The sequence below is a fragment of the Palleronia abyssalis genome, from assembly GCF_900302445.1.
GTDB classification, from domain to species: Bacteria; Pseudomonadota; Alphaproteobacteria; order Rhodobacterales; family Rhodobacteraceae; genus Palleronia; species Palleronia abyssalis.
This window is the reverse complement of sequence record NZ_ONZF01000002.1, coordinates 390,081-414,867: the sequence shown is the minus strand read 5'-3', so window position 1 is coordinate 414,867 and position 24,787 is coordinate 390,081. Positions and strand designations below refer to the sequence as shown.

General features: G+C 63.1%; 27 protein-coding genes. 18 read left to right on the top strand and 9 right to left on the bottom strand.

Going from position 1 to position 24,787, the window contains the following annotated elements; all coding sequences use genetic code 11:
• Positions 1–7 precede the first annotated feature (7 nt).
• From rpsO to PAA8504_RS05735, 9 genes are all read left to right on the top strand, one after another.
• On the top strand, positions 8–277 hold the full coding sequence (gene rpsO / locus PAA8504_RS05775) for a 30S ribosomal protein S15 (protein ID WP_108893204.1): 270 nt from the start codon (positions 8–10) through the stop codon (positions 275–277).
• A gap of 97 nt (positions 278–374) precedes the next feature.
• Entirely contained in the window at positions 375–1,307 is a 933-nt protein-coding gene (locus PAA8504_RS05770) for an NAD(P)H-binding protein (protein ID WP_108893203.1), read from the top strand.
• Between the two features lie 202 nt (positions 1,308–1,509).
• On the top strand, positions 1,510–3,645 hold the full coding sequence (gene pnp / locus PAA8504_RS05765) for a polyribonucleotide nucleotidyltransferase (protein ID WP_108893202.1): 2,136 nt from the start codon (positions 1,510–1,512) through the stop codon (positions 3,643–3,645).
• 185 nt (positions 3,646–3,830) lie between these two features.
• The gene (locus tag PAA8504_RS05760) at positions 3,831–4,310 is read left to right on the top strand and encodes a DUF411 domain-containing protein (RefSeq protein ID WP_108893201.1); all 480 of its coding nucleotides are present in this window, start codon (positions 3,831–3,833) and stop codon (positions 4,308–4,310) included.
• A 135-nt stretch (positions 4,311–4,445) separates the two neighbouring features.
• Positions 4,446–5,012 carry a L,D-transpeptidase gene (locus tag PAA8504_RS05755; protein ID WP_108893200.1) on the top strand — a complete coding sequence of 189 codons (567 nt, stop codon included), beginning with the start codon at positions 4,446–4,448 and terminating at the stop codon, positions 5,010–5,012.
• A 234-nt stretch (positions 5,013–5,246) separates the two neighbouring features.
• Entirely contained in the window at positions 5,247–6,662 is a 1,416-nt protein-coding gene (locus tag PAA8504_RS05750; RefSeq protein ID WP_108893199.1) for a cytochrome ubiquinol oxidase subunit I, read from the top strand.
• Positions 6,663–6,674: 12 nt separating this feature from the next.
• Positions 6,675–7,694: a cytochrome d ubiquinol oxidase subunit II gene (cydB, locus tag PAA8504_RS05745; protein ID WP_108893198.1), complete on the top strand. Its 1,020-nt coding sequence runs from the start codon at positions 6,675–6,677 to the stop codon at positions 7,692–7,694.
• 22 nt (positions 7,695–7,716) lie between these two features.
• Positions 7,717–7,815 (top strand): DUF2474 family protein, encoded by a 99-nt coding sequence (locus PAA8504_RS05740; RefSeq protein ID WP_108893197.1) that lies wholly within the window; start codon positions 7,717–7,719, stop codon positions 7,813–7,815.
• A 32-nt stretch (positions 7,816–7,847) separates the two neighbouring features.
• Positions 7,848–8,975 carry a transporter substrate-binding domain-containing protein gene (locus PAA8504_RS05735; protein WP_108893196.1) on the top strand — a complete coding sequence of 376 codons (1,128 nt, stop codon included), beginning with the start codon at positions 7,848–7,850 and terminating at the stop codon, positions 8,973–8,975.
• Here the strand turns inward: PAA8504_RS05735 and PAA8504_RS05730 are convergent.
• Together PAA8504_RS05730 and PAA8504_RS05725 are read right to left on the bottom strand one after the other, a co-directional pair.
• The gene (locus PAA8504_RS05730; protein ID WP_108893195.1) at positions 8,941–9,840 is read right to left on the bottom strand and encodes a DMT family transporter; all 900 of its coding nucleotides are present in this window, start codon (positions 9,838–9,840) and stop codon (positions 8,941–8,943) included. The genes PAA8504_RS05735 and PAA8504_RS05730 overlap by 35 nt on opposite strands.
• Positions 9,841–9,911: 71 nt before the next feature.
• Complete coding sequence (locus PAA8504_RS05725) at positions 9,912–10,568, bottom strand: peroxiredoxin (protein WP_108893194.1); 657 nt, start codon at positions 10,566–10,568, stop codon at positions 9,912–9,914.
• 240 nt (positions 10,569–10,808) lie between these two features.
• Between PAA8504_RS05725 and PAA8504_RS05720 the strand changes: the two genes are divergently transcribed.
• Together PAA8504_RS05720 and PAA8504_RS05715 are read left to right on the top strand one after the other, a co-directional pair.
• Positions 10,809–11,714 carry a VOC family protein gene (locus PAA8504_RS05720; RefSeq protein WP_108893193.1) on the top strand — a complete coding sequence of 302 codons (906 nt, stop codon included), beginning with the start codon at positions 10,809–10,811 and terminating at the stop codon, positions 11,712–11,714.
• Positions 11,715–11,751: 37 nt separating this feature from the next.
• The gene (locus PAA8504_RS05715) at positions 11,752–12,342 is read left to right on the top strand and encodes an alpha/beta hydrolase (RefSeq protein WP_108893192.1); all 591 of its coding nucleotides are present in this window, start codon (positions 11,752–11,754) and stop codon (positions 12,340–12,342) included.
• Here PAA8504_RS05715 and PAA8504_RS05710 read toward each other — a convergent pair whose 3' ends face one another.
• Together PAA8504_RS05710 and msrC are read right to left on the bottom strand one after the other, a co-directional pair.
• Positions 12,343–13,002: an RluA family pseudouridine synthase gene (locus PAA8504_RS05710; RefSeq protein ID WP_108893191.1), complete on the bottom strand. Its 660-nt coding sequence runs from the start codon at positions 13,000–13,002 to the stop codon at positions 12,343–12,345.
• Positions 12,980–13,429, bottom strand: a complete 450-nt coding sequence (gene msrC, locus PAA8504_RS05705; protein WP_245897530.1) for a free L-methionine (R)-S-oxide reductase MsrC — start codon at positions 13,427–13,429, stop codon at positions 12,980–12,982. The genes PAA8504_RS05710 and msrC overlap by 23 nt, the downstream gene beginning before the upstream one ends.
• Positions 13,430–13,518: 89 nt before the next feature.
• On the opposite strand from msrC, the gene PAA8504_RS05700 reads away from it, so the two are divergent.
• Genes PAA8504_RS05700 through PAA8504_RS05685 form a run of 4 tightly spaced genes read left to right on the top strand, consistent with a single transcriptional unit; the run spans position 13,519 to position 16,376 of the window.
• Positions 13,519–13,863 (top strand): STAS domain-containing protein, encoded by a 345-nt coding sequence (locus PAA8504_RS05700; protein WP_108893517.1) that lies wholly within the window; start codon positions 13,519–13,521, stop codon positions 13,861–13,863.
• A 25-nt stretch (positions 13,864–13,888) separates the two neighbouring features.
• The gene (locus PAA8504_RS05695; RefSeq protein WP_181375708.1) at positions 13,889–14,338 is read left to right on the top strand and encodes an ATP-binding protein; all 450 of its coding nucleotides are present in this window, start codon (positions 13,889–13,891) and stop codon (positions 14,336–14,338) included.
• Between the two features lie 60 nt (positions 14,339–14,398).
• Positions 14,399–15,973 (top strand): gamma-glutamyltransferase family protein, encoded by a 1,575-nt coding sequence (locus PAA8504_RS05690; protein ID WP_108893188.1) that lies wholly within the window; start codon positions 14,399–14,401, stop codon positions 15,971–15,973.
• Between the two features lie 10 nt (positions 15,974–15,983).
• Positions 15,984–16,376, top strand: a complete 393-nt coding sequence (locus PAA8504_RS05685; protein ID WP_108893187.1) for a rhodanese-like domain-containing protein — start codon at positions 15,984–15,986, stop codon at positions 16,374–16,376.
• Positions 16,377–16,397: 21 nt separating this feature from the next.
• Here PAA8504_RS05685 and hspQ read toward each other — a convergent pair whose 3' ends face one another.
• Positions 16,398–16,724: a heat shock protein HspQ gene (hspQ, locus tag PAA8504_RS05680; protein WP_108893186.1), complete on the bottom strand. Its 327-nt coding sequence runs from the start codon at positions 16,722–16,724 to the stop codon at positions 16,398–16,400.
• A gap of 80 nt (positions 16,725–16,804) precedes the next feature.
• Between hspQ and PAA8504_RS05675 the strand changes: the two genes are divergently transcribed.
• Together PAA8504_RS05675 and PAA8504_RS05670 are read left to right on the top strand one after the other, a co-directional pair.
• Entirely contained in the window at positions 16,805–17,686 is an 882-nt protein-coding gene (locus PAA8504_RS05675) for an AEC family transporter (protein ID WP_108893185.1), read from the top strand.
• Positions 17,687–17,757: 71 nt separating this feature from the next.
• Entirely contained in the window at positions 17,758–18,342 is a 585-nt protein-coding gene (locus PAA8504_RS05670) for a transglycosylase SLT domain-containing protein (protein ID WP_181375707.1), read from the top strand.
• Positions 18,343–18,345: 3 nt separating this feature from the next.
• On the opposite strand, the gene PAA8504_RS05665 is transcribed toward PAA8504_RS05670, so the two are convergent.
• On the bottom strand, positions 18,346–18,957 hold the full coding sequence (locus tag PAA8504_RS05665) for a LolA family protein (RefSeq protein ID WP_108893515.1): 612 nt from the start codon (positions 18,955–18,957) through the stop codon (positions 18,346–18,348).
• 178 nt (positions 18,958–19,135) lie between these two features.
• Here PAA8504_RS05665 and dps point away from each other — a divergent pair, with 178 nt between their 5' ends.
• On the top strand, positions 19,136–19,627 hold the full coding sequence (dps, locus tag PAA8504_RS05660) for a DNA starvation/stationary phase protection protein Dps (protein WP_108893184.1): 492 nt from the start codon (positions 19,136–19,138) through the stop codon (positions 19,625–19,627).
• A gap of 54 nt (positions 19,628–19,681) precedes the next feature.
• Here dps and PAA8504_RS22760 read toward each other — a convergent pair whose 3' ends face one another.
• From PAA8504_RS22760 to PAA8504_RS05645, 3 genes are all read right to left on the bottom strand, one after another.
• A complete protein-coding gene (locus PAA8504_RS22760) occupies positions 19,682–20,170 on the bottom strand; it encodes a response regulator (protein ID WP_108893183.1) in 489 nt (162 codons plus the stop codon).
• A complete protein-coding gene (locus PAA8504_RS05650; RefSeq protein WP_108893182.1) occupies positions 20,061–21,620 on the bottom strand; it encodes a sensor histidine kinase in 1,560 nt (519 codons plus the stop codon). Before PAA8504_RS05650 ends, PAA8504_RS22760 begins: the two co-directional genes overlap by 110 nt.
• Before the next feature lie 116 nt (positions 21,621–21,736).
• Positions 21,737–24,781 (bottom strand): DNA translocase FtsK, encoded by a 3,045-nt coding sequence (locus PAA8504_RS05645; RefSeq protein WP_108893181.1) that lies wholly within the window; start codon positions 24,779–24,781, stop codon positions 21,737–21,739.
• Positions 24,782–24,787 lie beyond the last annotated feature (6 nt).

Sequence of the window (24,787 nt, the reverse complement as noted above, 5' to 3'; positions counted from 1 at the left end):
ACGCCCGATGTCGATTACGCAAGAAGACAAGCAGAAGGTCATCAGCGATTACGCGACGAAGTCCGGCGATACCGGCTCGCCCGAGGTGCAGGTCGCGATCCTGACTCACCGCATCGCCGCGCTGACCGAGCACTTCAAGACCCACAAGAAGGACAACCACTCGCGCCGTGGCCTTCTGAAGCTGGTCGCCCAGCGCCGCAAGCTGCTGGACTACACCAAGGCGAAGGACGAGGCCCGGTATCAGGACCTGATCAAGCGCCTGAACATCCGCCGCTGATCCGCGCGCGATGTCGACCCGAAGGCCGCCCCCCGTGGGCGGCTTTTTTCGTGTCTGGCCCATGGAACGGCGCGGGGCTTCGTGGAAGGGTCATGACATGACAAGGGTTCTGCTTCTTGGCGGCAGCGGCACCATCGGACGTGCGACGGCCGCCGAATTGCTGCGCGCGGCCCACGAGGTCCGCGCGGTCCTGCGGTCCGGCACCGTTCCGGGGTGCGAGGTCATCCACGCCGATGCAATGCGCGATGCGCTGCCCCTTGCCGGAATCGACGCGGTGATCTGCTGCCTTGCCTCGCGCACCGGGGCGCCGGACGATGCCCGCGCCGTGGATCGCGATGCGACGATCGCCGCCATCGACGCGGCCGAGCGCGCCGGGGTTGCCCAATTCGTCCTGCTGTCGGCGATCTGTGTCGAGCCCCCTGTACTGGCCTTTCACCACGCCAAGCTTGCCGCCGAAGCGAGGCTTAGAGCGTCGTCCATGAACTGGTCCGTCGTGCGGCCGACCGCCTTCTTCAAATCTCTGTCGGGTCAGGTCGCGCGTGTGGCGGAGGGCAAGCCGTTCCTCGTGTTCGGGGACGGGAACCTGACGGCGTGCAAGCCGATCTCGGACCGCGATTGCGCGGCGTTTCTGGTGGATTGCCTGTCTGATCCCGACAAGCGGAACCGCGTCCTGCCCGTGGGCGGCCCCGGACCGGCGATCACCCCCATGGACCAGGCTGCGATGCTGGGCCGGCTTCTGGGCCGCGAGGTTGCGGTGCGCCGCGTGCCGGTCGCGCTTCTGGATGGCGTGGCAAGCGGGCTGTCGCTGATGGGGCGGGTATCGCCCCGGCTTGCCGCCAAAGCCGAACTGGCGCGGATCGGGCGGTTCTATGCCACCCGGTCGATGCTGGTACATGACGGCGACCGCCCCGCGCCCGAGTTGACGCCGGAATATGGGGACGACCGGCTGGAGGATCACTACGCCGCCCTCCTGAAGGGCGAAGTCTCCGACGGGCTTGGGGCGCATCGGGTTTTCGGGCGGGGAACGTAAGTCTGCCGTTCCCCGCCGTGTATCAAGTCATCCCGGATCACACCTGCTAGCGTTCAGCGCCGTTTTGATGTAGGGGCGGCGCATCTGAGACGTGACGCTTCGATCCCGGCGCATGAGATGATGGAGGGATCGGCGGCAATACGGCCGCCATGCAAACGGACCGCCGGAGAGGGCTCCGGTCGGCCCAGACAGGATACGACAGATGTTCAACGAGACAAAGAAATCGATGCAGTGGGGCGAAGAAACCCTCACGCTCGAGACAGGAAAAGTTGCGCGCCAGGCCGATGGGTCTGTGATCGCGACGCTGGGCGAGACCAGCGTCATGGCCAACGTGACCTTTGCGAAGGAACAGAAGCCCGGACAGGACTTCTTCCCGCTGACGGTTCATTACAACGAGAAATATTACGCTGCGGGCAAAATCCCCGGTGGGTTCTTCAAGCGCGAAGCGCGTCCGACCGAGAAAGAGACGCTGACCTCGCGCCTGATCGACCGCCCGATCCGTCCGCTGTTCGCGCCGGGCTTCAAGAACGAAGTCCTCGTGATCTGCACCGTGCTGAGCCACGACCTTGTCAACGATCCCGACGTGGTCGCGATGATCGCGGCCAGCGCCGCGCTGACGCTGTCGGGCGCGCCTTTCATGGGCCCGATCGCCGGCTGCCGCGTGGGCTATGAGGGCGGCGAATACGTCCTGAACCCCGAGATCGACGACATGCACAAGCTGCGTGAGAACGTCGATCAGCGCCTCGACCTTGTCGTCGCGGGCACCAAGGACGCCGTGATGATGGTGGAATCGGAAGCCTACGAGCTGACCGAAGAAGAGATGCTGGGCGCCGTGAATTTTGCCCACCAGCAAATCCAGCCGGTGATCGACCTGATCATCGACCTGGCCGAAGACGCCGCGAAAGAGCCCTTCGATTTCCAGCCGCCCGACTACTCGGCGCTGTATGACACCGTGAAGGCCGCGGGCGAGGACAAGATGCGCGCCGCCTTCGCGATCACCGACAAGCAGGAGCGGACGACCGCCATCAGCGATGCGCGCGCCCATATCCGCGGACAGCTGACCGAAGAGCAGTTGGCCGACGAGAACCTCGGCTCGGCGTTCAAGAAGCTGGAATCCTCCATCCTCCGCGGCGACGTGGTGAAGGGCGGCAAGAGGATCGATGGCCGTGCGACGGATCAGGTCCGCCCAATTGTTGCCGAAACCGGCCTTCTGCCGCGGACGCATGGCTCGGCCCTGTTCACCCGGGGCGAGACCCAGGGTCTGGTCGTGACCACGCTGGGCACTGGCGACGACGAGCAGATGATCGACGCTCTTCAGGGCACCTACAAGTCGAACTTCCTGCTGCACTACAACTTCCCCCCTTACTCGGTGGGCGAAGTGGGCCGCTTCGGACCTCCGGGCCGTCGCGAGATCGGTCACGGCAAGCTGGCGTGGCGTGCGCTTCAGGCGGTTCTGCCGGCGCCGACCGACTTCCCCTACACCATCCGCGTCGTGTCCGAGATCACCGAATCGAACGGCTCCTCTTCCATGGCGTCGGTCTGCGGTGGGTCGCTGTCGATGATGGATGCGGGCGTGCCGCTGAAGGCCCCCGTGGCCGGTGTGGCGATGGGTCTGATCCTGGAAGATGACGGCGACTATGCGATCCTGACCGACATCCTGGGCGACGAGGATCACCTCGGCGACATGGACTTCAAGGTTGCCGGCACCGAGAACGGGATCACCTCGCTTCAGATGGACATCAAGGTCGCGGGCATCACCCCCGAGATCATGCAAAAGGCGCTGGCGCAGGCCAAGGCCGGCCGGATGCACATCCTGGGCGAGATGAACAAGGCGCTGTCCTCCGCGGCCGAGTTCAGCCAGCACGCTCCCCGGATCGAGACGATGCAGATCCCCGTGGACAAGATCCGCGAAGTCATCGGCTCGGGCGGCAAGGTCATCCGCGAGATCGTCGAGACGTCCGGCGCCAAGGTCGACGTCAACGACGACGGCGTGATCAAGATCGCCAGCGCAAATGGCGACGCGATCCAGCGGGCCTACGACATGATCTATTCGATTGTGGCCGAGCCGGAAGAGGGCAAGGTGTACAAGGGCACGGTCGTGAAGATCGTGGACTTCGGCGCCTTCGTGAACTTCTTCGGCAAGCGCGACGGCCTGGTCCATGTCAGCCAGATCGAGAACCGCCGCCTGAACCATCCTTCGGACGTCCTGAAGGAAGGCCAGGAGGTTTGGGTCAAGCTTCTGGGCTTTGACGACCGTGGCAAGGTGCGCCTGTCGATGAAGGTCGTGGACCAGGAGACCGGACAGGAAGCCAAGGCGGAAGAAGAAGCCGAAGGCTGATTCTTCCGCCTTGTGGAACGACAAGCGGCCGGCCCCCGAACAGGGGCCGGTCCTTTTTCTATCGGCGATAGCCGACCGAAACGTGATCCCGGCGGAGGTGAGGCCCGCTTGCCGGTTTCCGGGACGGCCTTTATCCCTTCACCAGCGCCAGGTATTCGAACAGGCCCGTGAAGGAGAAGACCGATATGAGACCCAGCACGACGACACGCCGCGCCCTTCTGGGCAGCCTCGCCGCGCTTGGTGGCGCCGCTATCCTGCCACGGCTCGGTGCCGCGGCCGTTCCATCCATGCACGTCGTGAAGGACCCGAATTGCGGGTGCTGTTCGGCCTGGATCGACATCCTCGAGCGGGACGGCTTCAAGATCACCACCGAACCGTCGACGGGTACTGCTTTGAGCCGCTACAAGCTGGAAAACGGGATCCCGGCAGATATGGCCTCGTGTCACACCGGAAGGATCGACGGATACATGATTGAGGGGCACGTTCCCCCGTCCGATATTCGCCGCCTTCTGAACACGCGTCCCGACGCGGTGGGACTGGCAGTGCCGGGGATGCCCTATGGCTCTCCGGGGATGGGACCGGAAACGGCGCGCGATGCCTACGATGTACACCTGATCCGCACAGGGGGCGAGACCGAGGTTTTTGCCCGTTATTCGGCCGCCTGACCGCAAACCGGATAGCGGCACTGCCCGGCCGTACCATTTCAGATGCAGGCTTCACGTTTTCGTGGCAGATGTCCTGCAACCGGGACGCATGGTTTACGTTGCATCCAAGGGCTTAACGACAAAGGGACGATCCATATGAACAGGCGTGACTTCGTTTTGACGGGACTTGCCACCTTCGGCGCGGCCCTGGTGGGCGGCCCCGCCATGGCGCAGCAGCTTCCGCCGCATCTGCAGCCCGCTTTCGTGACGCTGCGCCATTCGCTTCCGCCTGGGGAAGTGCATGTTTTCCCCGATCACTTCCAGCTTTTCTGGACGATGCCGAACGGTCAGGCATGGCGCTACGGCATCCGGGTCGGCCGTGAAGGCCTGTACGAGCCGGGGCAGTATTACGTCGGCGCAAAGAAGGAATGGCCCTCGTGGACGCCCACGCCGGACATGATCAGCCGTGAGCCCGAGAAATACGCACAGTACTCCGACGGAATGCCCGGCGGCCCGGACAACCCGCTTGGGGCCCGCGCGCTTTACCTCTTCCAGGAAGGCCGCGGCGATACCTATCTGCGAATTCATGGGACGCCCGACATCAACACTATCGGGCGCGCCGTCTCGAACGGCTGTGCTGGCCTGACCAACGAGCATATCAAGCTGCTATACGAGCAGGTGCCAATGGACGCGCGTGTCGTTCTTTATCCGAAAATGGTCTGAACGATCCGGAATTTTCGGGCGGTCAGCATCGTCGAGTAGGGCCGGCACAACAGCACGTGTCGGCCTTTTCCATTTCCGGGTTCTCCGGAAAACCCCTTGCCCTCGTGTCAATCCGCGCAAGAACAGCAGGGAAAACCCGACACGGTGTGACATTGCGCGCCGCAAGGTGCTGTTGGACGGAACGCCCGGGCCGCATAAGTATTCCGTGTTCCCATTCGTGAAGCAGGTAAGTCCATGGATACATTTCTCGGTCTCGACGCACTCGTTCTGGCCCGCATCCAGTTCGGCTTTACCGTCGCTTTCCACTTCATCTTTCCGGCGTTCACCATCGGTCTGGCCAGCTATCTGGCCGTCCTGAACGGCATGTTCCTTTGGACGAAAGACGAGGCGTATCTGCGCCTGTTCAAATTCTGGGTGAAGATCTTCGCGATCTCGTTCGCGATGGGCGTCGTGTCGGGCATCGTGATGTCGTATCAATTCGGCACGAACTGGTCGGTGTTCTCGGATCGGGCGGGCCCGGTGATCGGCCCCTTGATGGCATACGAGGTTCTGACGGCGTTCTTCCTAGAGGCGGGGTTCCTGGGGATCATGCTGTTCGGCCGCGACAAGGTCGGACCCGGCCTGCACATGACGGCGACCTGCCTCGTCGCGTTCGGAACGGCTGTATCGGCCACGTGGATCCTGTCGGTGAACAGCTGGATGCATACCCCTGCGGGCTTCGTCATGGGCGAGAATGGGCAATTCCTGCCGGACGACTGGCTGGCGGCGATCTTCAATCCGTCCTTTCCCTATCGTCTGGCGCATACACTGACGGCGGCATTCCTTGGCACCGCGTTCGTCGTCGGCGGCGTCGGAGGGTGGCACTTGCTGCGCGGGCGGCACGACAACCGTGGCGTGCGCACGATGTTTTCGATGGCCATGTGGATGGCCGCCGTCGTCGCCCCGCTGCAACTGGTTCTGGGACACGAGCAAGGTCTGAACACCTACGAATACCAGCCGACCAAGGTACTGGCGATGGAAGGTCACTTCGAAAGCTATGATGACGGCATCCCCCTGATCCTGTTCGGCATCCCGGATCAGGAGGCGGGCGAGATGCGCTACGCGGTCGAGATCCCGCGGATTGGAGGGCCGATTCTGGGAAAGGGCCTGGATGCCTCGATGGATGGCCTGGACACAGTGCCGCGCAGCGAAGAGCCGCCCGTCGCCATCGTCTTCTGGTCGTTCCGCGTAATGGTGGGTATCGGCATGGTCATGATCGGCGTCGGACTTTGGTCCCTGTGGTCGAGGTGGCGGGGTCGGCTTTACGACGACAGATGGCTTCATCGCGTATCTGTCCTGATGGCCCCGTCGGGGATCGTCGCCATCATCGCGGGCTGGATCACGACCGAGGTCGGCCGACAGCCCTATACCGTCTACGGCCTGATGCGAACGTCCGAGTCGATGTCGCCCATCGGGGCGCAGGCAGTCGGCACCTCCTTGATGGCGTTCATCGTGATCTATTTCGCTGTGTTCGGGGCCGGCATCATCTATCTGCTGAAGCTGATGCTGAAAGCGCCCGAGAAGGGCGAGTCCGAAAAGGACAGCGACGGCCCGATCCGTACCGCGGGCATCACGCCCGGCACCACGCCTGAAGTCAGCCCGGCCGAATAAGGAGCGCACGGAATGGAGATCAGCTTTGACTTGACGGTCGCATGGGCCCTGCTTCTGGCCTTCGCCGTCTATGTCTACGTCGTTCTGGACGGGTTCGACCTGGGGATCGGGATACTCTACCCCGCCTTCCCGAGGAAAGAAGATCGCGACCTGATGATGAACACGGTCGCGCCCGTCTGGGACGGGAACGAGACGTGGCTTGTCTTGGGCGGTGGCGGCTTGTTCGCCGCCTTCCCACTGGCCTACGCCATCATCATGCCCGCGCTGTACCCGCCGATCATCGCGATGCTTCTGGCGCTGGTCTTCCGCGGTGTCGCGTTCGAGTTCCGCTGGCGTGCGGGTAACAGGTTTTCGGAAAAGTTCTGGGACTGGGCGTTCATCGGCGGGTCAACCGTCGCGGCGATGGCGCAGGGGATCGCCCTCGGCGCCCTGCTGCAGGGGATCGAGGTCGACGGCCGGGCCTATGGCGGCGGCTGGTGGGACTGGCTGACGCCGTTCACGCTGACCTGCGGTCTGGCCGTGGTGTTCGGCTACGGCCTTTTGGGGGCGTGCTGGCTGAACTGGCGGACCGAGGGGTATGTCAGGAAGCATTCGCGCAACATCGCACGGATCCTTGGGTTCGTGACCGTGGGCTTTATCGGGATTGTGTCCCTGTGGACCCCGTTCCTTGAGGCTGCGTATTTCGAACGGTGGTATTCCTGGCCGCAGATGCTGCAAGTGGCGCCGGTGCCGATCCTGGTCGTGCTGTTCATCCTGTTCCTGGGCAAGGAACTGTACAACGAAAGCAACGACTGGATGCCCTTCGTGTTGACGCTGGGTCTGTTCCTTCTGTGCTTCATCGGGCTTGGCGTGTGCATGTGGCCCTATGTCATCCCCACAAGCGTCACGATGTACGATGCCGCAAGCCCGTTCAAATCGCAGCTTTTCATGTTCGTGGGGGCGATCATTCTGGTGCCCATTATCCTGGGCTATACCGCGTTCGCTTATTACGTGTTCCGCGGGAAGATCAAACCGGGGGAAGGCTATCACTAGGCGCTTTGGAAAGAAGCCTGCCATGTGGTGGAAACGGATCGCGTGGTTCGCAGCGCTATGGACCGCTAGCGTCGCGGTCCTGGGGGTGATCGCCTATTTGATCCGGCTGATGATCCTCTAGCAAGGGACGCGGGGCGCCCTAGGTCGGGGCGAATGATAAAGCTGTTCGCCCGTGCCGCCGCCCTTCTGTTTCTTCTGACCGTGCCGGTTTCGGCGCAGGACGAGACCCCGTCGGACACTCAACCCCAGTTGGCCGAGGCCGTCGAGAGTGCGGCCGGCGCGAGCCTGATCGTGGCCACCCGCGAGGCGCCGCCCTTCGCGTTGCGCGGGCCAGACGGCGAATGGACCGGCATCGCCATCGAGATGTGGGAGGCACTGGCCGACGAGCTGGACCTGGCCTATGATCTGCGCGAGACGACCCTGGCGGACATGATCGAAGGGACGGCAGAAGGGCAATATGCCGCTTCCGTCGCCGCCCTGTCGATCACCGCGGATCGTGAGTTCCGGGTGGATTTCACTTATCCCTATTACAGCACGGGCCTTGGCATTGCGATCAATCCGATCTCGACCGGGGGATGGTTGCAGGTCGCGCGCAATTTCTTCTCGTGGCAGTTCATGGTGGTCTTGGCGGGCCTTTCGGCGGTTCTGCTGACAGCCGGCGTCGCGATCTGGTTCTTCGAACGCAAGGGCAACGAGGAAGAGTTCAGCCGAAAGCCCGTGAAGGGTCTGGGCGACGGGTTCTGGTGGGCCGCCGTGACGATGACCACCGTGGGCTATGGCGACAAGAGCCCGCGGACGATCGGCGGTCGGATTGTCGGGCTGATCTGGATGTTCACCGCAATGATCATCGTGGCCAGCTTCACCGCTGCCATCGCCGCATCCCTGACCGTCGGACAGCTTGGCAGCGGGATAGAGGGGGCGTCCGATCTGGACAGCGTGCGCGTTGGCGTCGTGGAAAGCTCGACCGGCGCCGAGGAGCTTGCCCGCCGCCGGATCGATGCCCGCGGGTTCGAGTCCGTGGCCGAGGGATACGAGGCGCTGCTCGAGGCGCGGCTGGACGCCTTCGTTCATGACCGCCCGGTCCTGTCCTACGTCGCGCGGGACCAGTTCGACGGGCAGGTTCGCGTACTGGATCAGGACATCGGGCGCGAGCAGTACGGGATCGCTTTGCCCGAAGGCTCGGACCTGCGCGAACCGCTGAACCGCGCCCTGCTGTCATATATCAACTCGCCCCGGTATGAGGAGCTTATAAGGCGCTACCTCGGATCGGACGGCGGGTGACCCGTGACAATGCCCGCCGCCGTTGGTCCCATAGGTAGACGGCCAGGGTGACGACCACGATGGCGCCGCCGATCAGTCCGCGGGGGCCCACCGCCTCGCCCACGCCGATCCAGACGACAATGGGGCCCAGCACCGTTTCCAGAAGCAGGACCAGGCTGACATTCGCCGCGACCGTATAGCGTGAGGCCAGGTTCATCGTGGTGAACGAGATCGGCAGGATCACGGCCCCCGTGACCCAGATCGCCGGTAGCCAGCCTTGGGTCTGCGTCATCGAGTCGGTCAACAGGAAGGCCACAACGCCCGAAAGGCTGGCCCCGAGGCCAACGGTCAGGAAGATCGACAGGTCGGGCCGGGCACGAAACAGCGTGAAGCTGCCCGACAGGGACACCGCCACAGCCAGACCGCAGAGCGCCCCCAGAAGCGCCGAGCCTTCGGTGGTGAACTCGGCCGAGACCGACAGGCCGATGCCCAGCAGCACGACGAAGGCGGCGATCAGAGTCGCTTTTTCGATCCGGTCTCCGAGGAAGATCACCCCGAACAGGGCTGCGACCAAGGGGACCATCGCCACGGCGAACAGAACCACGGCCACCGGCGCGATGGCGATCCCGGTGGCGAACAGCGCGGCGTTCGACGCTTGCAGTAGCGCCGCCAGAACCCCGGTCCCGGTTGCAAGGGCGGCCACATCGGCACGGTGGCGGCGAGAGAGGACGATCCACAATGTCAGCAGGACGGCGGCCTGTAGCAGACCGCGCCACGCGACCATCTGCGTCGCCCCCAGACCCGAAATCCGCATGAACAGCGTATCGGGCACGATGACCAGGGCGCCGAAGAGGGCCAGCGCCAATCCCTTGTTCGTGGTGTCCATCCATGGCCCTTACGCGACACGCCGACCCCCGGACAGGGGACGGCGTGCAAAATCGAGGCGTCGTTGTCGGATCAGCCGGGCATCTTGGCCGTGCGGATGTAGGGCAGCTTTTGCTCGAACCCGCCGAACTTTTCGCGCGCTTCGTCGTCCGAGATGGCAGGGGTCAGGATAACTTCGCCACCCTTCTGCCAGTTGGCGGGCGTCGCGACCTTGTGCTCGGCATTCAACTGGATGGAATCGAGGGCGCGCAGGATCTCGTCGAAGTTCCGGCCCGTGGTCATCGGGTAGGTCATCGACAGCTTCACCTTCTTGTCCGGCCCGATGATGAACACGGTGCGGACGGTGGCGTTGTCGGCCGGGGTGCGGCTACCGGGTTCGCCATCGGCCTCGGCGGGAAGCATGTCGTAGGCCTTGGCGATCTTCATCTGGGGGTCGGCGATCAGCGGATAGCTAACGCTGTTGCCCGTGTAGGAGGCGATGTCGGACTTCCACTTGTTGTGGTCCTCGATCGGATCGACGGAAATGCCGATGATCTTGGCGCCACGCTTTTCGAACTCGGGCGCCAGACCGGCCATCGTGCCAAGCTCGGTCGTGCAGACCGGGGTGAAGTTCTTGGGATGGCTGAACAGGACGGCATAGCCATCGCCGATCCAATCGTGGAAATTGATCTCGCCCTCGGTCGTGTTGGCGGTAAAATCGGGGGCAGTGTCGTTGATACGCAGGGCCATTTGGCACCTCCTTCTCGAATGATCTGTTTCTCAGATAGCCACGGCCTGTCGCTCAGACAGGGGCAGCGGCAGGATAAAGACGGCTGTTTTGCCTTGCGGTCATGGGTTGGACCGGGCGTTCGGCATAGTGTTGTGAAAGTAAACTTCATTCTGCGCGGTCACGCACCAAGTCCCTGCCGACAGCGGCATTTCGTGCGCAGTTCAGGCGGCCTATCTGAGACCTGAACAAAGGAGGCTGCCATGCTGGATCAGATCAACGGATTGCACCACGTCACGACCATCGGCGCCGACCCGGTGGCGATCGACCGTTTCTGGACGCACGACCTGGGATTGCGGCGGGTGAAGAAGACCGTGAATTTCGACGCACCCGATGTCTATCACCTGTATTACGGGGACGATCTGGGGCGGCCGGGCACTGCGATGACCTACTTTCCGTTCCCCGGCGCGGGCAAGGGAACGCGCGGCGCGGGCGAGGTGCACGAGGTGCGTCTTGCGATCCCCCAAGGCGCGGCGGCCTTTTGGGCCGACAGGCTGGGCACCAAGGTCGAGGTCGACGCGTTCGGCACGCCGGTCGTGCACGTGGCCGCCCCCGATGGCGACTTGTTCGCGCTGGTCGAGGATGACGATCCCCGCACGCCCTTCACCGGAACGGTCAGCACCGATCATGCGATCCGAGGGTTTCACTCGGTCGCCCCGCTTGTGAACGACGCCGCCCCGACCGCCGAACTTCTACGCTTCATGGGCTATGAGGAAACGGCGCGCGCCGGCGATACGATCCGGATGACCCGCCCTGGCGGGGTGGCGAATGTGGTCGACCTGATCGAACACCCCAACGCCCCTGCGGCGCGGCAAAGTGCCGGCTCCGTCCACCACATCGCCTTTTCCGTCGACGACCGGGCCGCGCAGCAGGCCGTGCGCACAGCCTTGGCTGAACAGGGCTTTCAGGTGACCCCGGTGATCGACCGCGACTATTTCTGGGCGATCTACTTCCGCACCCCCGGCGGCATCCTGTTCGAGGTGGCCACGAACGAGCCCGGCTTCGACCGTGACGAGGACCCCGCATCCCTTGGACAGGCCTTGAAGCTGCCACGTCAGCATGAACACCTGCGGCCTCAACTTGAACGACATCTCGTTCCCCTCGATTGAGGCACTAGGTCGCGGATTTGAACAGAGGGGGACAACCATGAGCTATGAGGCACTCCGCGACGCGGGCACCGCGCCGAAGCTTGCACTGACGTTTCACGGAACCGGCGCCGATGCATCGCAATTGCACGGCGTTGCGCGGACTTTCCTGCCGGAGACGCATATAGTCTCCCCGCAAGGGGACGTGGACGAGAACGGCGCCGCACGCTTCTTTCGACGGACCGGAGAAGGCGTCTATGATATGGAGGATCTGGCGGTCCGCGTCGCCGCCATGGCCGAATTCGTTCGCGGCGAGGTCGAGCGGACCGGCGCGGTTCACGTAACCGGGCTGGGGTATTCCAACGGGGCCAACATCTTGGCCGCCACAGCGATGGCGCATCCCGACCTCTTCGACACCATGGTCCTGATGCACCCCCTGATCCCGTGGCGCCCCGAACCGCAACCCGACATCGCGATGACACGCGTGCTGATCACCGCGGGCCAGAAGGACCCGATCTGCCCCGCCCCGTTCACGCAGTCGCTGGCGGAATGGTTCACCGCCCAAAAGGCGGATTGCATCCTGGCTTGGCATCCGGGCGGTCACGAAATCCAGCAGTCCGAGATCGACGCCCTGCATGATTTTCTGGTCTGACTAGAACGGCGCGGCGTCCTCGAAGGTCATCCATCGCCCGCCTGTGGGGTGACGTACCTCGAGGCGTTCGGCATGCAGCATCATGCGGGAATGATCCCGCGCCGCGCCTTCGGCATAAAGGGTGTCGCCCAGTATCGGGTGGCCCAGGGTCAGCATGTGGACCCGAAGCTGGTGGGACCGGCCGGTCAGCGGGGTCAGCGCCACGCGCGTTTCGGCGACACCACGCGTGACAACGGACCAGTCGGTCTGTGCTGCGCGCCCCTCCTCGTGATCGACGCGCTGCCGGGGACGGTTTTCCCAATCGACGCGAAGCGGAAGGTCGATCCGCCCCTGATCCTCGGGAATGACGCCCGCCACCCGCGCGACATACAGCTTGCGGGTCTGGCGATTTTCGAACTGCAGTCCCAGATGCCGTTGCGCGTTCGGATTTCGTGCGAAGATCATCACGCCCGATGTGTCGCGGTCCAGACGATGGACGAGCAATACGCCGGAATACTCGGCCTGCAGGCGCGCGATCAGGCAGTCTGCCAGCGCGGGCCCCCGACCGGGGACGGACAGAAGCCCGTCAGGTTTGACCACTGCCAGAAGATCATCATCGACATGCAGAACGTTCAGGGGATCGGTGGGCGGGTCGTACTCAGGCGCGGGCAAAGGTGGCATCGAGAATACCCTGCAAAGCCTCCGAATCGGCATGGGTGAAGGCGTCGATCCGGTTGCTGTCGATGTCGAAGACGGCGATCACTTGCCCATCAGCGTCGAAGACCGGCAGGACCAGCTCGCTTTTCGTGGAAGAGGCGCACGCGATGTGACCGGGGAAAGCCTCGACATCCGGGACAAGCTGAACCTGTCTCGTACGGGCGGCGGCCCCGCAAACGCCCCGATCGAATGTGATGGTCAGGCATCCGTGGCCGCCCTGATAGGGGCCGATCTTCAAAAGCTCAGGGGCAACGACGCGGTAGAAGCCCGTCCAGTCGAAGCGGTCGTCCGAATGATGCACCTCGCACGCAACGGTCGCCATGAGCGCGACCGGATCGGTCTCGCCCTCTGTCAGGCTTGCGATGCGGCGCGCCAGATCAATATAATCCACTGCTTCTTCCAGAAATCCGTATTCAGTTAAGCTGCCGTTAGCATGATCTACGCATGATTGGCCATGCGGGACATATTCCGGAGAATGGCATGAAACTAGAAACGGAACCGATGCAGGAGGCGCTGATCGTTCGTGCGCTCGAACCTCGGCTCGACGCGGCGGTCGCGGTGCAATTCAAGGACGCGATCCGGGGCATCGCCGGGGACGCGCCTGACCGCGTCATCCTGGACCTGGAACGCGTCACATTCTTAGACTCGTCGGGCCTGGGGGCGGTCATCGGGGCGATGAAGCTGCTTTCCCCCGACCACAGGCTGGAACTTGCGGCGCTGAACCCGGCGGTCGCGAAAGTCTTCAAACTGACGAAGATGGACGCCCTTTTCACGATCCATGAAACAGCGCCGAAAGGCCCGGCAGAGCCTTTCCATGCGAGCTGAGCAGCATTTGCGGATTCGCCAGCGAATGTCATCCAAAACCCCCGGCAAACACTTCGAACTGCGGGTCCTTTACCCCAACCGGACCTTTGCGGTCCGCGAGGCGCTGGCGACAACCATGCAGGCGCTTGAAGGGTACGGCCTTTCGCCCTGCGACAGCGTCAACGTAGAACTCGTCCTTGCCGAGGCACTGAACAATATCGCCGAACACGCCTACAAGGATGACACCCGCGGGATGGTCGAACTTCAGATCGCCCATCGCGACAATTCGTTGGTGTGCGTCATCATCGACGACGGTGCGCCGATGCCCAACGCGACACTGCCCGCATGCACCCTGCCCGAGGACGATATGCCCGAGGGGGGATTCGGTTGGTTCGTCATCCAGTCGCTCAGCCAGTCCGTCCAGTATCAGCGGGTGAATGACCGCAACCACCTTGTGATCGAAATGGCGCTTGACCGATCCATGACATCAAGCTGATCCTACCCTTCCCTTTTCGCGGACAAGCCCATAGCGTCGCGCGAAAACAAGGGACAACAGATGCGAGACCTTCACCTGCCAGGCCGGTCTCCGGTCTATGCCGAGAACGGGATGTGTGCGACGTCCCACCCGCTGGCCGCCAAGGTCGCGATCCAAACATTGGAAGCCGGCGGCAACGCGGTTGATGCCGCGATCGCCGGCGCTGTTCTTCTGGGGATCGCCGAGCCGCAGATGACGGGCATCGGTGGCGACTGCTTTGCCCTGATCGCCAGCCCCGATGGGACGGTTACCGCGCTGAACGGATCGGGCCGTGCACCGCGCGCGCTGGACGCCGAGGCGCTTCGGGACCGCGGATTGTCGGCAATGCCTCTGAGCGACGCAGCCGCAGTCACCGTACCGGGGGCCATCGACGGGTTCTGCCGGCTGTCCGAGGACTTCGGCAGCGCGGGCTTGGCCATGTCCCTTGCCCCCGCGATTCACTATGCTGAAGCCGGAATTCCCGTAGGCGACCGGGTGGCCTTCGACTGGGCGCTCGATGCCGGGACGCTGACCGGGGCAGCGCGCAGGCACTATCTTGTCGATGGCGCAATCCCAACACCTGGCACCGTCTTCCGCGCGCCTGCGCAGGCTGATGTCCTGCGCCGGATCGCGATGGACGGCCGCGACGCCTTCTACGAGGGTGAGATTGCCGAGGATATGGTCGACAGCCTGCGCGCCCTTGGCGGCACGCATACGCTGGACGACTTTGCCGCCTGCAAGGCGGAGTATACCACCCCGGTCTCGGGACAGTATGGCGGATACGACCTGGTCGAGCATCCACCCAACGGGCAAGGCGCGACTGCGATCCTGTTGGCGAACATTCTGGCCCATTTTGACATCGCCGGAATGGATCCCCGCGGCGCCGAGCGCGCGCATATCGAGGCCGAGGCCGCGAAACTGGCCTATGACGCGCGCAACCGGTTCATGGCGGATGCCGATTACGTCACCCGGATGGGCCACATGCTGTCGCCTGAAACGGCCGAAGCGCTGGCCAAACTGATCGAACCGAACCGCGTCCTGCCCGACGCACGCGCGGCCAGCGGGGCCGTCCACAAGGACACGATCTACATCACGGTGGTCGACAAGGATCGCATGGCGGTGTCCCTGATCTATTCGATTTTCCACGGGTTCGGGTCGGGCTTGGCGTCGGACAAATTCGGCATCCTGTTTCAAAACCGCGGCGCTGGTTTCACCCTGGAACGCGGTCATCCGAACGAGGCGGCCGGCGGCAAGCGGCCCATGCACACGATCATCCCAGGTCTTCTGAAGCACGCAGGACGGGTAGTTGCCCCGTTCGGCGTCATGGGCGGTGCGTATCAGCCCACTGGGCATGCGCGTTTTGTCAGTAATCTGGTCGATTTCGGCATGACACCGCAAGCCGCCATAGACGCCCCGCGCAGCTTCGCGGACGGGTCGGTCCTGAATGTGGAACGTGGATACAGCTCGGACGTTCGGCAGACGCTGGCCGAACTGGGTCATACCGTCCAGGTGCCAGAGGTGCCGTTGGGCGGGGCGCAGACGATCCTGCTGCGCGAGGATGGCGTGCTGGAAGGCGGGTCAGACCCGCGCAAGGATGGCTGCGCCCTGGGGTATTGAGGAGGATCGGATGGCGATCACATCTGTTTCCGAACTCGTGGCGCAAGCGAAAGCGCAGATTGAAACTCTCCCCCCCGATGCAGCCAAGGCCATGGCCGACTCGGGCGACGCGATTCTCGTCGACATCCGTGATATTCGCGAGTTGGACCGCGAGGGGCGCGTTCCAGACGCGGTCCATGCCCCGCGCGGCATGCTGGAATTCTGGATCGATCCCGAAAGCCCGTATCACCGCCCCATATTCGCCACCGAAAAGCGACTGATCCTGTTTTGCGCCGGGGCCATGCGATCCGCTTTGGCGGCGAAGGCCCTGATCGACATGGGCGTTGCGAACGTAGCCGAGATGGACGAAGGGTTTTCCGGTTGGCGGGACCGCGGCCTGCCGATCGAGCGCAAGTCGGAATAGTCTTCCGACTGCGCGCCCGCGTCAGTTCAACTGGTAGTGCAGGGGATAGGTGCCGTCCTCGATCTCACCAAAGAAATCGGGCAGATCGGGATGCCCCACGGGTTCGCCCGAATAGTCCGCTTCGAGGTTCTGCTCGGAAACGTAGGCGACGTAGTAGCTTTGGTCGTTCTCGGCCAACAGGTGATAGAATGGCTGATCCCGGGCAGGACGCGCTTCCTCGGGAATGGATTCGTACCATTCCTCTGTATTCGCGAAGGTGGGATCGACATCGAAAATGACACCCCGAAAGGGGTGCTTGCGATGGCGGACGATCTGCCCGAGATGGTAGCGTGCACGTGTCTTCAACATGGCGTATCCCCTAGCCCATGAAGATGGAGAACACCAATCTGGATGTCCAATAAATCCCTTGGTATCGCCGGAAACACACTGTGAACCTCGTTCTTACAGTCGGCGAAGTGGTCGCACCCGTCTTCATCCTGGCCGCAATCGGTTTCGTCTGGGTAAAGATGGGTTTCGAGTACGAACTGGAATTCGTCACCCGCATGTCGATGACGCTGGGGGTGCCCTGCCTGATCTTCACGTCCCTCATGCGGACAGAGATCGACCCGACCGCGCTGACCGCCGTGTTCATGGCGGCTGCCGTCGCCTACGCGGGCGTGACGATCACCATGCTTGCCTTGGCGCTGCTTCTGAGGCTGGACATTCGGACCTATCTTGCGCCGCTGATCTTCGGGAACACCGGTAACCTTGGCTTGCCGCTTGCCCTGTTCGCGTTCGGAGACGAGGGGCTGGGTTATGCGGTCGTGATCTTCGCCGTCATGGCCGTCTATTCCTTCACCGCAGGCGTCTGGATCGTGTCGGGCGGTGGATCGCTGACCCGGGTCCTGCGCGAGCCGATGGTCGCGGGCACGCTTCTGGGCGCGCTGTTCCTGTGGCAGGGGTGGGAAACACCGGTCTTTCTGACCAACACCTTGGCCCTCATCGGCCAATTGGCGATCCCCCTCATGCTCATCACGCTGGGGGTCGCCGTCGCCCGCCTTGCCCCGCAAAGCTTCGTCCGTCCGACGCTTCTGTCGGTCGTCAAGGCCGGGGCTTGTATCGGTATCGCCGTCGTCGTGGGGCGGACGTTCGATCTTCCGCCGGTCGCTTTTGCCGTCCTCGTGATACAGGTCGCGACACCCGTGGCTGTGACATCGTATCTGCTAGCCGCGAAATACGGCGCCGATTCCGACGCGGTCGCTAGCCTTGTCGTGGTCTCGACGCTGGCCTCCGTCATCTATTTGCCGCTCGTTTTGGGCTGGACCATCTGACGGGGTAGGCGCGCGCGCCTACCAGTGCTATAATTGTCTAAAAAAGACCAACAAGCATCGAGCGGTTTTACATGAGCAAACACATCCGTGCGCTCGTCCTTTTGCTGTTTGTCGCGTCATGCGGCAGCACCGAAAGCACGGCGCCCCGCAATCTCGAGAACGCATGCGATATCGTGTCCGAGCGTCCGCATTACCTGCGTGCCATGCGCAGGACCGAGCGCCGCTGGGGCGTGCCCGTTCCCGTTCAAATGGCGACCATCCACCAGGAATCGAAGTTCATCGGCAATGCCCGAACACCGCTTCGGTTTACCCTCGGGGTCATTCCCATGGGGCGGCAAAGCTCGGCCTACGGCTACAGTCAGGCGCTGGATGGGACGTGGGAAGAGTACAAGGATAAACAGGATCGTCGCCGCGCCAAGCGCGACGACATCGACGATGCGACCGATTTCATGGGCTGGTACATGGACCAGACCACGAAAAGCCTTGGGATCTCCAAGTCCGATGCCCGCAATCAGTACCTCGCCTATCACGAGGGGCGGACCGGGTATTCCCGCGGCAGCTACAACGCGAAGCCTTGGCTTTTGACGGTGTCCCAGAGGGTTCAGTCGCGCGCCCAACTTTACGAAGGCCAATTGCGCAGCTGCCGCAGACTTTGAGCGTTATTGCCCGCCGCGCGACTGGACCTCTGTCGGGATCGAGAAATAGCTGGCGGGCAAGCTGCTGACGCGTTGCAGGCTGCCCAAGGCAGTCGTCGTGCGATTCCCCTGCCCATCGATTACCACCCACTGGCGCAACGTCAGCGGGTCGCCGGTGAACACCAGTTCCAGTTGGCCGTATTGCGGGCGCTGGGGGTCCTGAGCGGTGACGATCGTCTTGTTGCCGTCCTGACGGTGGCCCTGGACCATCCCCGCGCGCCCAAGGTTCACGTTCCGGTCGAGGATGATCGACAGCGGCGTCTGGCTCAGAGGGTAGGTTTCGGGGTTCACGCTGTTCGATTTCCCGTCGAAGATTGCGACAGATCCGCCACCCGCCATCACCAGCGTTTCCTCGGGCGGATCATAATCGAAGCGCATCCGGCCGGGGCGGTTGATGTACAGCGTGCCGGTGGAGATCGTTCCATCCCCGTTGATCTGGGTGAACTGCGCCTGCGCAGCGGACAGGCCGTTCAGGTACTGGGAGAGCTGCGACAGAGGGATCGGCGCGGCTGCGGCTGGAGCCGCAATCAGGGCCGATGCGCCAGCGGCGGCAAGGAAGGTTCTGCGGTCGAGCATGTGTGGGCTCCGTTCGTTGGATTGGCCCTCGATATAGGCGGCCTGCGCCGGGACGCCAAAGGTCATCGCATAACAGCCACCCGTCATGGGACGGAACCGAAGCCCGGCCTTCGATTTAACAAGACGAAGGACGCGTCATTTTACGCGCCCAACCGAATTCAAATCGTAGGAGGCAAACATGCCTGAAGCATTCGTTGCTGGTCTCAACGACAACACCCGCTCGAAGATCATCGACCTTCTGAACGCCCGGCTGAGCGACGTGATCTCGCTTGCCCTCGCCACCAAGCAAGCACACTGGAACTTGCGCGGGCCTGGTTTCATCGGCGTCCACGAGCTTCTGGACGACGTGGCCGATCGTTTGCGGGAATCCTCGGACCTGATCGCCGAGCGTGCGGTCATCCTCGGCGGGTTCGCCGACGGGACCGCCGAAGTGGTGGCCGAGAAAACGACGATGACGCCGTATCCGCTGGGGGAGAAGGACATCCAGATCCATCTCGAGGCTCTGCGCGAACGGTTCCTAGATGTGGGCGAGAAGATCCGGGGTGCATTGGAAGAGGCCGGTGAAATCGGTGACGACGACACCGAGGATCTGTTCACCGAGGTCTCGCGTCAGATCGACAAGGACGCGTGGTTCATTGCGGCCAATATGCCCGAGCCGTCCGACGCTTGATCGAACATATGCCCGGTGCACTCCGTGCCGGGCATACTGGCTGGCGGCAGCACGTCAGGCTGGCGCCAGACCCAAGGCGGATTTCAATGCCTCTAGGCGGACCGGTTTGGGGACGAAATCTGCAAATCCCGCATCTCTGCATTCCCGACGTTGTTCCATCGAGACGTTCGCAGTCACCGCGATCACACGCGGCGGTGCCACCGGGCGCAACTCAACGTTCTTGCGCATGGCCTCGACCCCGTCCATGCCCGGCATGTGAATATCCATCAGCACGACGTCGTGTTGACCGGATTTGGCCATCTCTATGCTTTCACGCCCGTTTTTCGCGATGTCGCAATCCATCCCGCAATCCGCAACAGCTTTTGCAGGACCATCGCATTGATGTCCGAATCGTCGACCACCAGGATCCGCAGGCGCTGAGGGACCGAAGATCTCATGCGGCAAGGTCTTCGCCGGAATTGCGCTCCGATGCTTTTGCCAAACGTGCCGGAAGGGAGAGCGTGAAGGTCGAGCCTTCTTCCGGTCGGCTGTGCAGTGCGACATCGCCACCAAGATCGCGGGCGATACCGCGGGCGATAGCAAGTCCCAACCCTGTACCGCCCGTTCGGCGGCTGGATGACCCGTCGACTTGGGTAAACCGTTCAAATATCCGATTGCGATGTTCATACGCGATGCCGGGCCCGGTATCAGTCACGTCGATACGGACGGTCACCGCGCCGCTTTCCCCGGACAGGACGCGAACACCCACCGCTACCTGACCTGCATCGGTAAACTTAACCGCATTTTCCACCAGGTTCCCGACGATTTGGTGCAATCGCTCCCCGTCGCTTTCTATCATCGGAAGATCTGCGGGCATATCGGTCCTGAGCATCAGTCCCTTTTGGTAAGCGTTTAGGGCAACCGAGCCCAACGCGTCCCTCACGACCTTCGCAAGGTCGACGGGTGAGGTTACCGGTCGAACGACGCCGGCCTCGATCTCACCAAAAGTCAGGAGTTGCTCTATCAGCAACATCTGGCTTTCCGCGCAATCGCTCATGATTTGAACCGTTTCGCGGTCGGACTCGGACAGGTCGGACGCCTCAAGAAGCTGGATACCCCCAATAATCCCGTTCATCGGCGTGCGGAGTTCGTGGCTGACGGAGGCGAGAAATTCCGTTTTGGCCCTGTCGGCGGCGTGGGCAGCCACCGCCTCCCGCGCCAAGGCGCGCTGAATCCGCCCCACTCGCTTGATCAGGGGGCGGATGACCGCCATCCATGCGAAAGCCACCCCCATCAACGCAATAACCAGAACTACACAAGCAAGCACAACCGGCGCCTGTCCGGCGACACGAGAGCTCTCCTGCAGGACTTTCGATACCCCTTCGAGTTCTCTGTGAGATATTTCGGTAGAGGCCGCCCAGTATTGCGCAAATTCGTTCTCGTCGCGTCCACCGTCCAACAGGATAGGGGCGGCCGCTATGAGGATTTCGCCAAATTTCTTTTCAAGTGCGCTGACCCGACTATCCGAAAATTCCGGACCTGCTTCCCAAACCTTCTTCAAACTATCGGGCATATCGTACCCCGCCAAACCGGCCTGAACGCTCAACTCGAACGGGTCCAATCCTACGTCGACCTTTCGGCGCATCAACGGCTGCAAATCATCGTCGCCGGTCGTATCCATGATCTCGCCACCATCCGGATCGGCAGCCCGGATCGCACTGAAAAGGCCGAGGGCGCTTATGAACTCTTCGCGCCAAATCTCCGGGTCTTCATCGCGCCCCGATTCCGCCCTGGCGACTTCGCGATCGAGATGCGAGATGCGGCCCAAAAGTTCACTGAATGCCACCGCATAGCGGGCATTGATTGCAGATGTTCGATGGTAGGCTACCGAGGCCACGCTGGACAGGACAAGCGGAACCAGAAGCACGATCATCGCGGTGGCAACGCGACGCCGCAGATACGGACGTTCCGGCAAGGCGGGTCGTTCTTCTCCGCTTTTGATCCTGCCTTCCATACCGTCCGCTCGCCTTACTCAGGACAGGACAGCCGCATGGTCGCGGCAATCCCCGGCATCAAGGAAAGCCGGGAATCTCTTACGTTTCCCCTAACGGCAGACGTAATAAGCCTGCCTCAGCCTACTTCAGGCACCAGTACCTCGCGCTTGCCGACGTGATTGGCGCTGCTGACGACGCCCTGGTCCTCCATCTGTTCGACCAAGCGCGCAGCCTTGTTGTAGCCGATGCCAAGCTTGCGCTGGATGTAGGACGTCGAACACTTGCGGTCCTTCGCGACGATCTGGACCGCTTCATCATAAAGCGCATCCTCGCCCCCGGTATTTCCGCCCAGGCCGAGGACCGCATCGATATCGCCGCCCTTCTCGTCATCCGGCCCTTCGACGACGCCAGACTTATAGTCGGGCGGCCCGAAGGACTTGAGATAGCTGACGATTTCCTCGACCTCCTCGTCCGAGCAGAAGGGCCCGTGCACGCGGGTGATCTTCGACCCCCCCGCCATATACAGCATGTCGCCCATGCCCAGAAGCTGCTCGGCCCCCTGCTCCCCCAGGATAGTGCGGCTGTCGATCTTGGATGTCACCTGGAAGCTGATTCGGGTGGGGAAGTTCGCCTTGATCGTTCCGGTGATGACGTCAACGGACGGGCGCTGCGTGGCCATGATCAAATGGATACCGGAGGCCCGCGCCATCTGTGCCAGACGCTGGATGCAGGCCTCGATCTCTTTGCCGGCCACCATCATCAGGTCCGCCATCTCGTCCACGATGACGACGATGAAGGGCAGGATTTCGGGCTGCATCTCTTCGGTCTCGAAGATCGGCTCGCCCGTCTCGTCGTCGAAGCCGGTCTGGACCGTGCGCTCGAACATCTCGCCCTTGCCCAGCGCATCGCGCACGCGACTGTTATAGCCCTCGATGTTGCGCACGCCCATCTTGGACATCTTGCGATAGCGGTCCTCCATCTCGCCCACGGTCCATTTGAGGGCGACGACAGCCTTTTTGGGGTCCGTCACGACAGGCGACAGCAGATGCGGGATGCCGTCGTAGACTGACAGTTCCAGCATCTTGGGGTCGATCATGATCATCCGGCATTCTTCCGGCGTCAGCTTGTAGAGTAGTGACAGGATCATGGTGTTGATCGCCACGGATTTGCCCGAGCCGGTCGTCCCCGCGATCAGCAGGTGGGGCATCTTGGCCAGGTTCGCGACCACCGGGTCGCCTCCGATATCCTTGCCCAGCGCCAGGGGAAGGCGCTGGTTGCCGTCGCCGAAATCGCGGGCCGACAGGATCTCGCGCAGGACGCACATCTCGCGCTTTTCGTTGGGCAGTTCGATGCCGATGACCGACCGGCCCGGAACGGTCGAGACGCGGGCGGACAGGGCACTCATCGACCGGGCAATGTCGTCGGCCAGACCAATCACGCGGCTGGCCTTAAGACCCGGTGCCGGTTCCAGCTCGTACATGGTGACGACTGGGCCGGGACGGACGCTGACGATCTCGCCCTTGACGCCGTAGTCGTCCAGCACGGTTTCCAGCATCCGCGCGTTCTCTTCCAGCGCCTCGTCCGAGAGGACGTGGCGTTCGACCGTCTTGGGATCGGTCAGAAGGTTCAGCGGGGGGTGTTCGTAGCCGGTGTCGTTGTCCTCGAATGCCAGGTTCGGTTGCGCCTCGGCCACAGCGCGCGACGAGGGGCGTAGGGGCTTTTTCTGGACATGCTGGACCTTGGGCTTCGGCGCCTCGCGCTTGACGGTGGGGGCGAAGCGCGGGGTGCGCGACGGCTCTGCCGCGGCCAGTTCCGAGCTGGGCATGTCGTCCTCGGACCAGTCCTCGTCGTCTGGCACGTGTTCGGACAAGTTGCGGTCGTCTATGTCGTCATACACCGCCTCGTCGGCGTAGACGTCGTCGGCCATGTCCTCGGGCGCTTCATGGAACGGGGCCTTGGGCGCGGGGGCCGAGATCGGCGGCTCCTGTTCGGCGGTCGACAGGCGCGGCTCCTTCGGCAGAAGGATCGGTTGCGGCCCGCGCGGGTGCTTCTTGCGTTTGACAGACGGAATGGCGCTGCGCGATCCGGTCAGGACGGGCTGCGTGCGCGCGCGCTGACGGATGGCGTCCGAGATCTTCGACCGGACCCGATCGTCACCTTCTTCGGACTGCATCTCGACTTCGGGAATGAAGTCCGGATGATCGGGCTGCGTGAGGCCAAGCTTGCCCCCGATACGGGTCAGGAAGCTTGGTGCCGGAGCGGGTTCCGCGTCGAGGTCGAAGTCGGGGAACGGCCGGTCGTCATCCTCGACCTCCGTGTCGCCCGTGTGGTCCCACTCCGGGGTGTGGCGCGATGCGCGCAGGACCGGACGGGCGCGCGGGGCTGGAGCAGGCGCAGGTTCTTCCTCGTCATCGAAGGCGATTTCGTCGTCGTCTTCATTGTCGAAGGCACGTTCCGCCCTGCGGACCCGCATGGTGTCGATGCGTTCGGCGGCGGCCCGCGCGCTAGCTGTCATACCCTTGGCCACACCGCGTTGCCCGAAGCCCAGGACCGCGACAAGCCCCGCATAGCTCAGGACCGAACCACGCAGAAGCCAGGTGGCGATGCCCGTCACCTCGTCGCGGGTGAACCCCAGGACAAAGCCCCCGACAGCCAGCGTCAGGATCATGATCCCGAGGGCGGTCATCTTCAGGCCGAACGCACCGCTTACCCCGAAGAGGCCAAGAAGCGTCCCCAGCGCGGTATCGCCGAACAAGCCGCCAAGGCCGAAGCTCTGCTCCCACGATGGGCCGGGCGCATGGGTCGAAAGGTAGACGGATAGAAGCGCCACGCCGATCGGCACGAAGACAGCACGCGACACGGCACGGTCTGCCCCGGTGTGGAACAGGAATCGCCCGCCCCAAAGCGCCAGGGCCGCAGGCAGTCCCCAAGCCCCAAGGCCCGCGATTATGATCATAGGCGAGGCTATGGACGCCCCAAGCCGGCCCATCATGTTCTGCGCAGGCTCTGACGTGGCGGCCAGCCACGAGGGATCGTCGGGCACATAGGTCGCCAGCATCAGCCCCAGCACGGCGCCGATGCCCAGAAGCACCAGCCCGACCAGCTCTCGCCCGCGGCGTTCGAGGATCGCCTGCGTGTCGCTGTCGAAGAGTGGGTTCCGCCCCCGTGTCTGGTACGCCATGTGCTT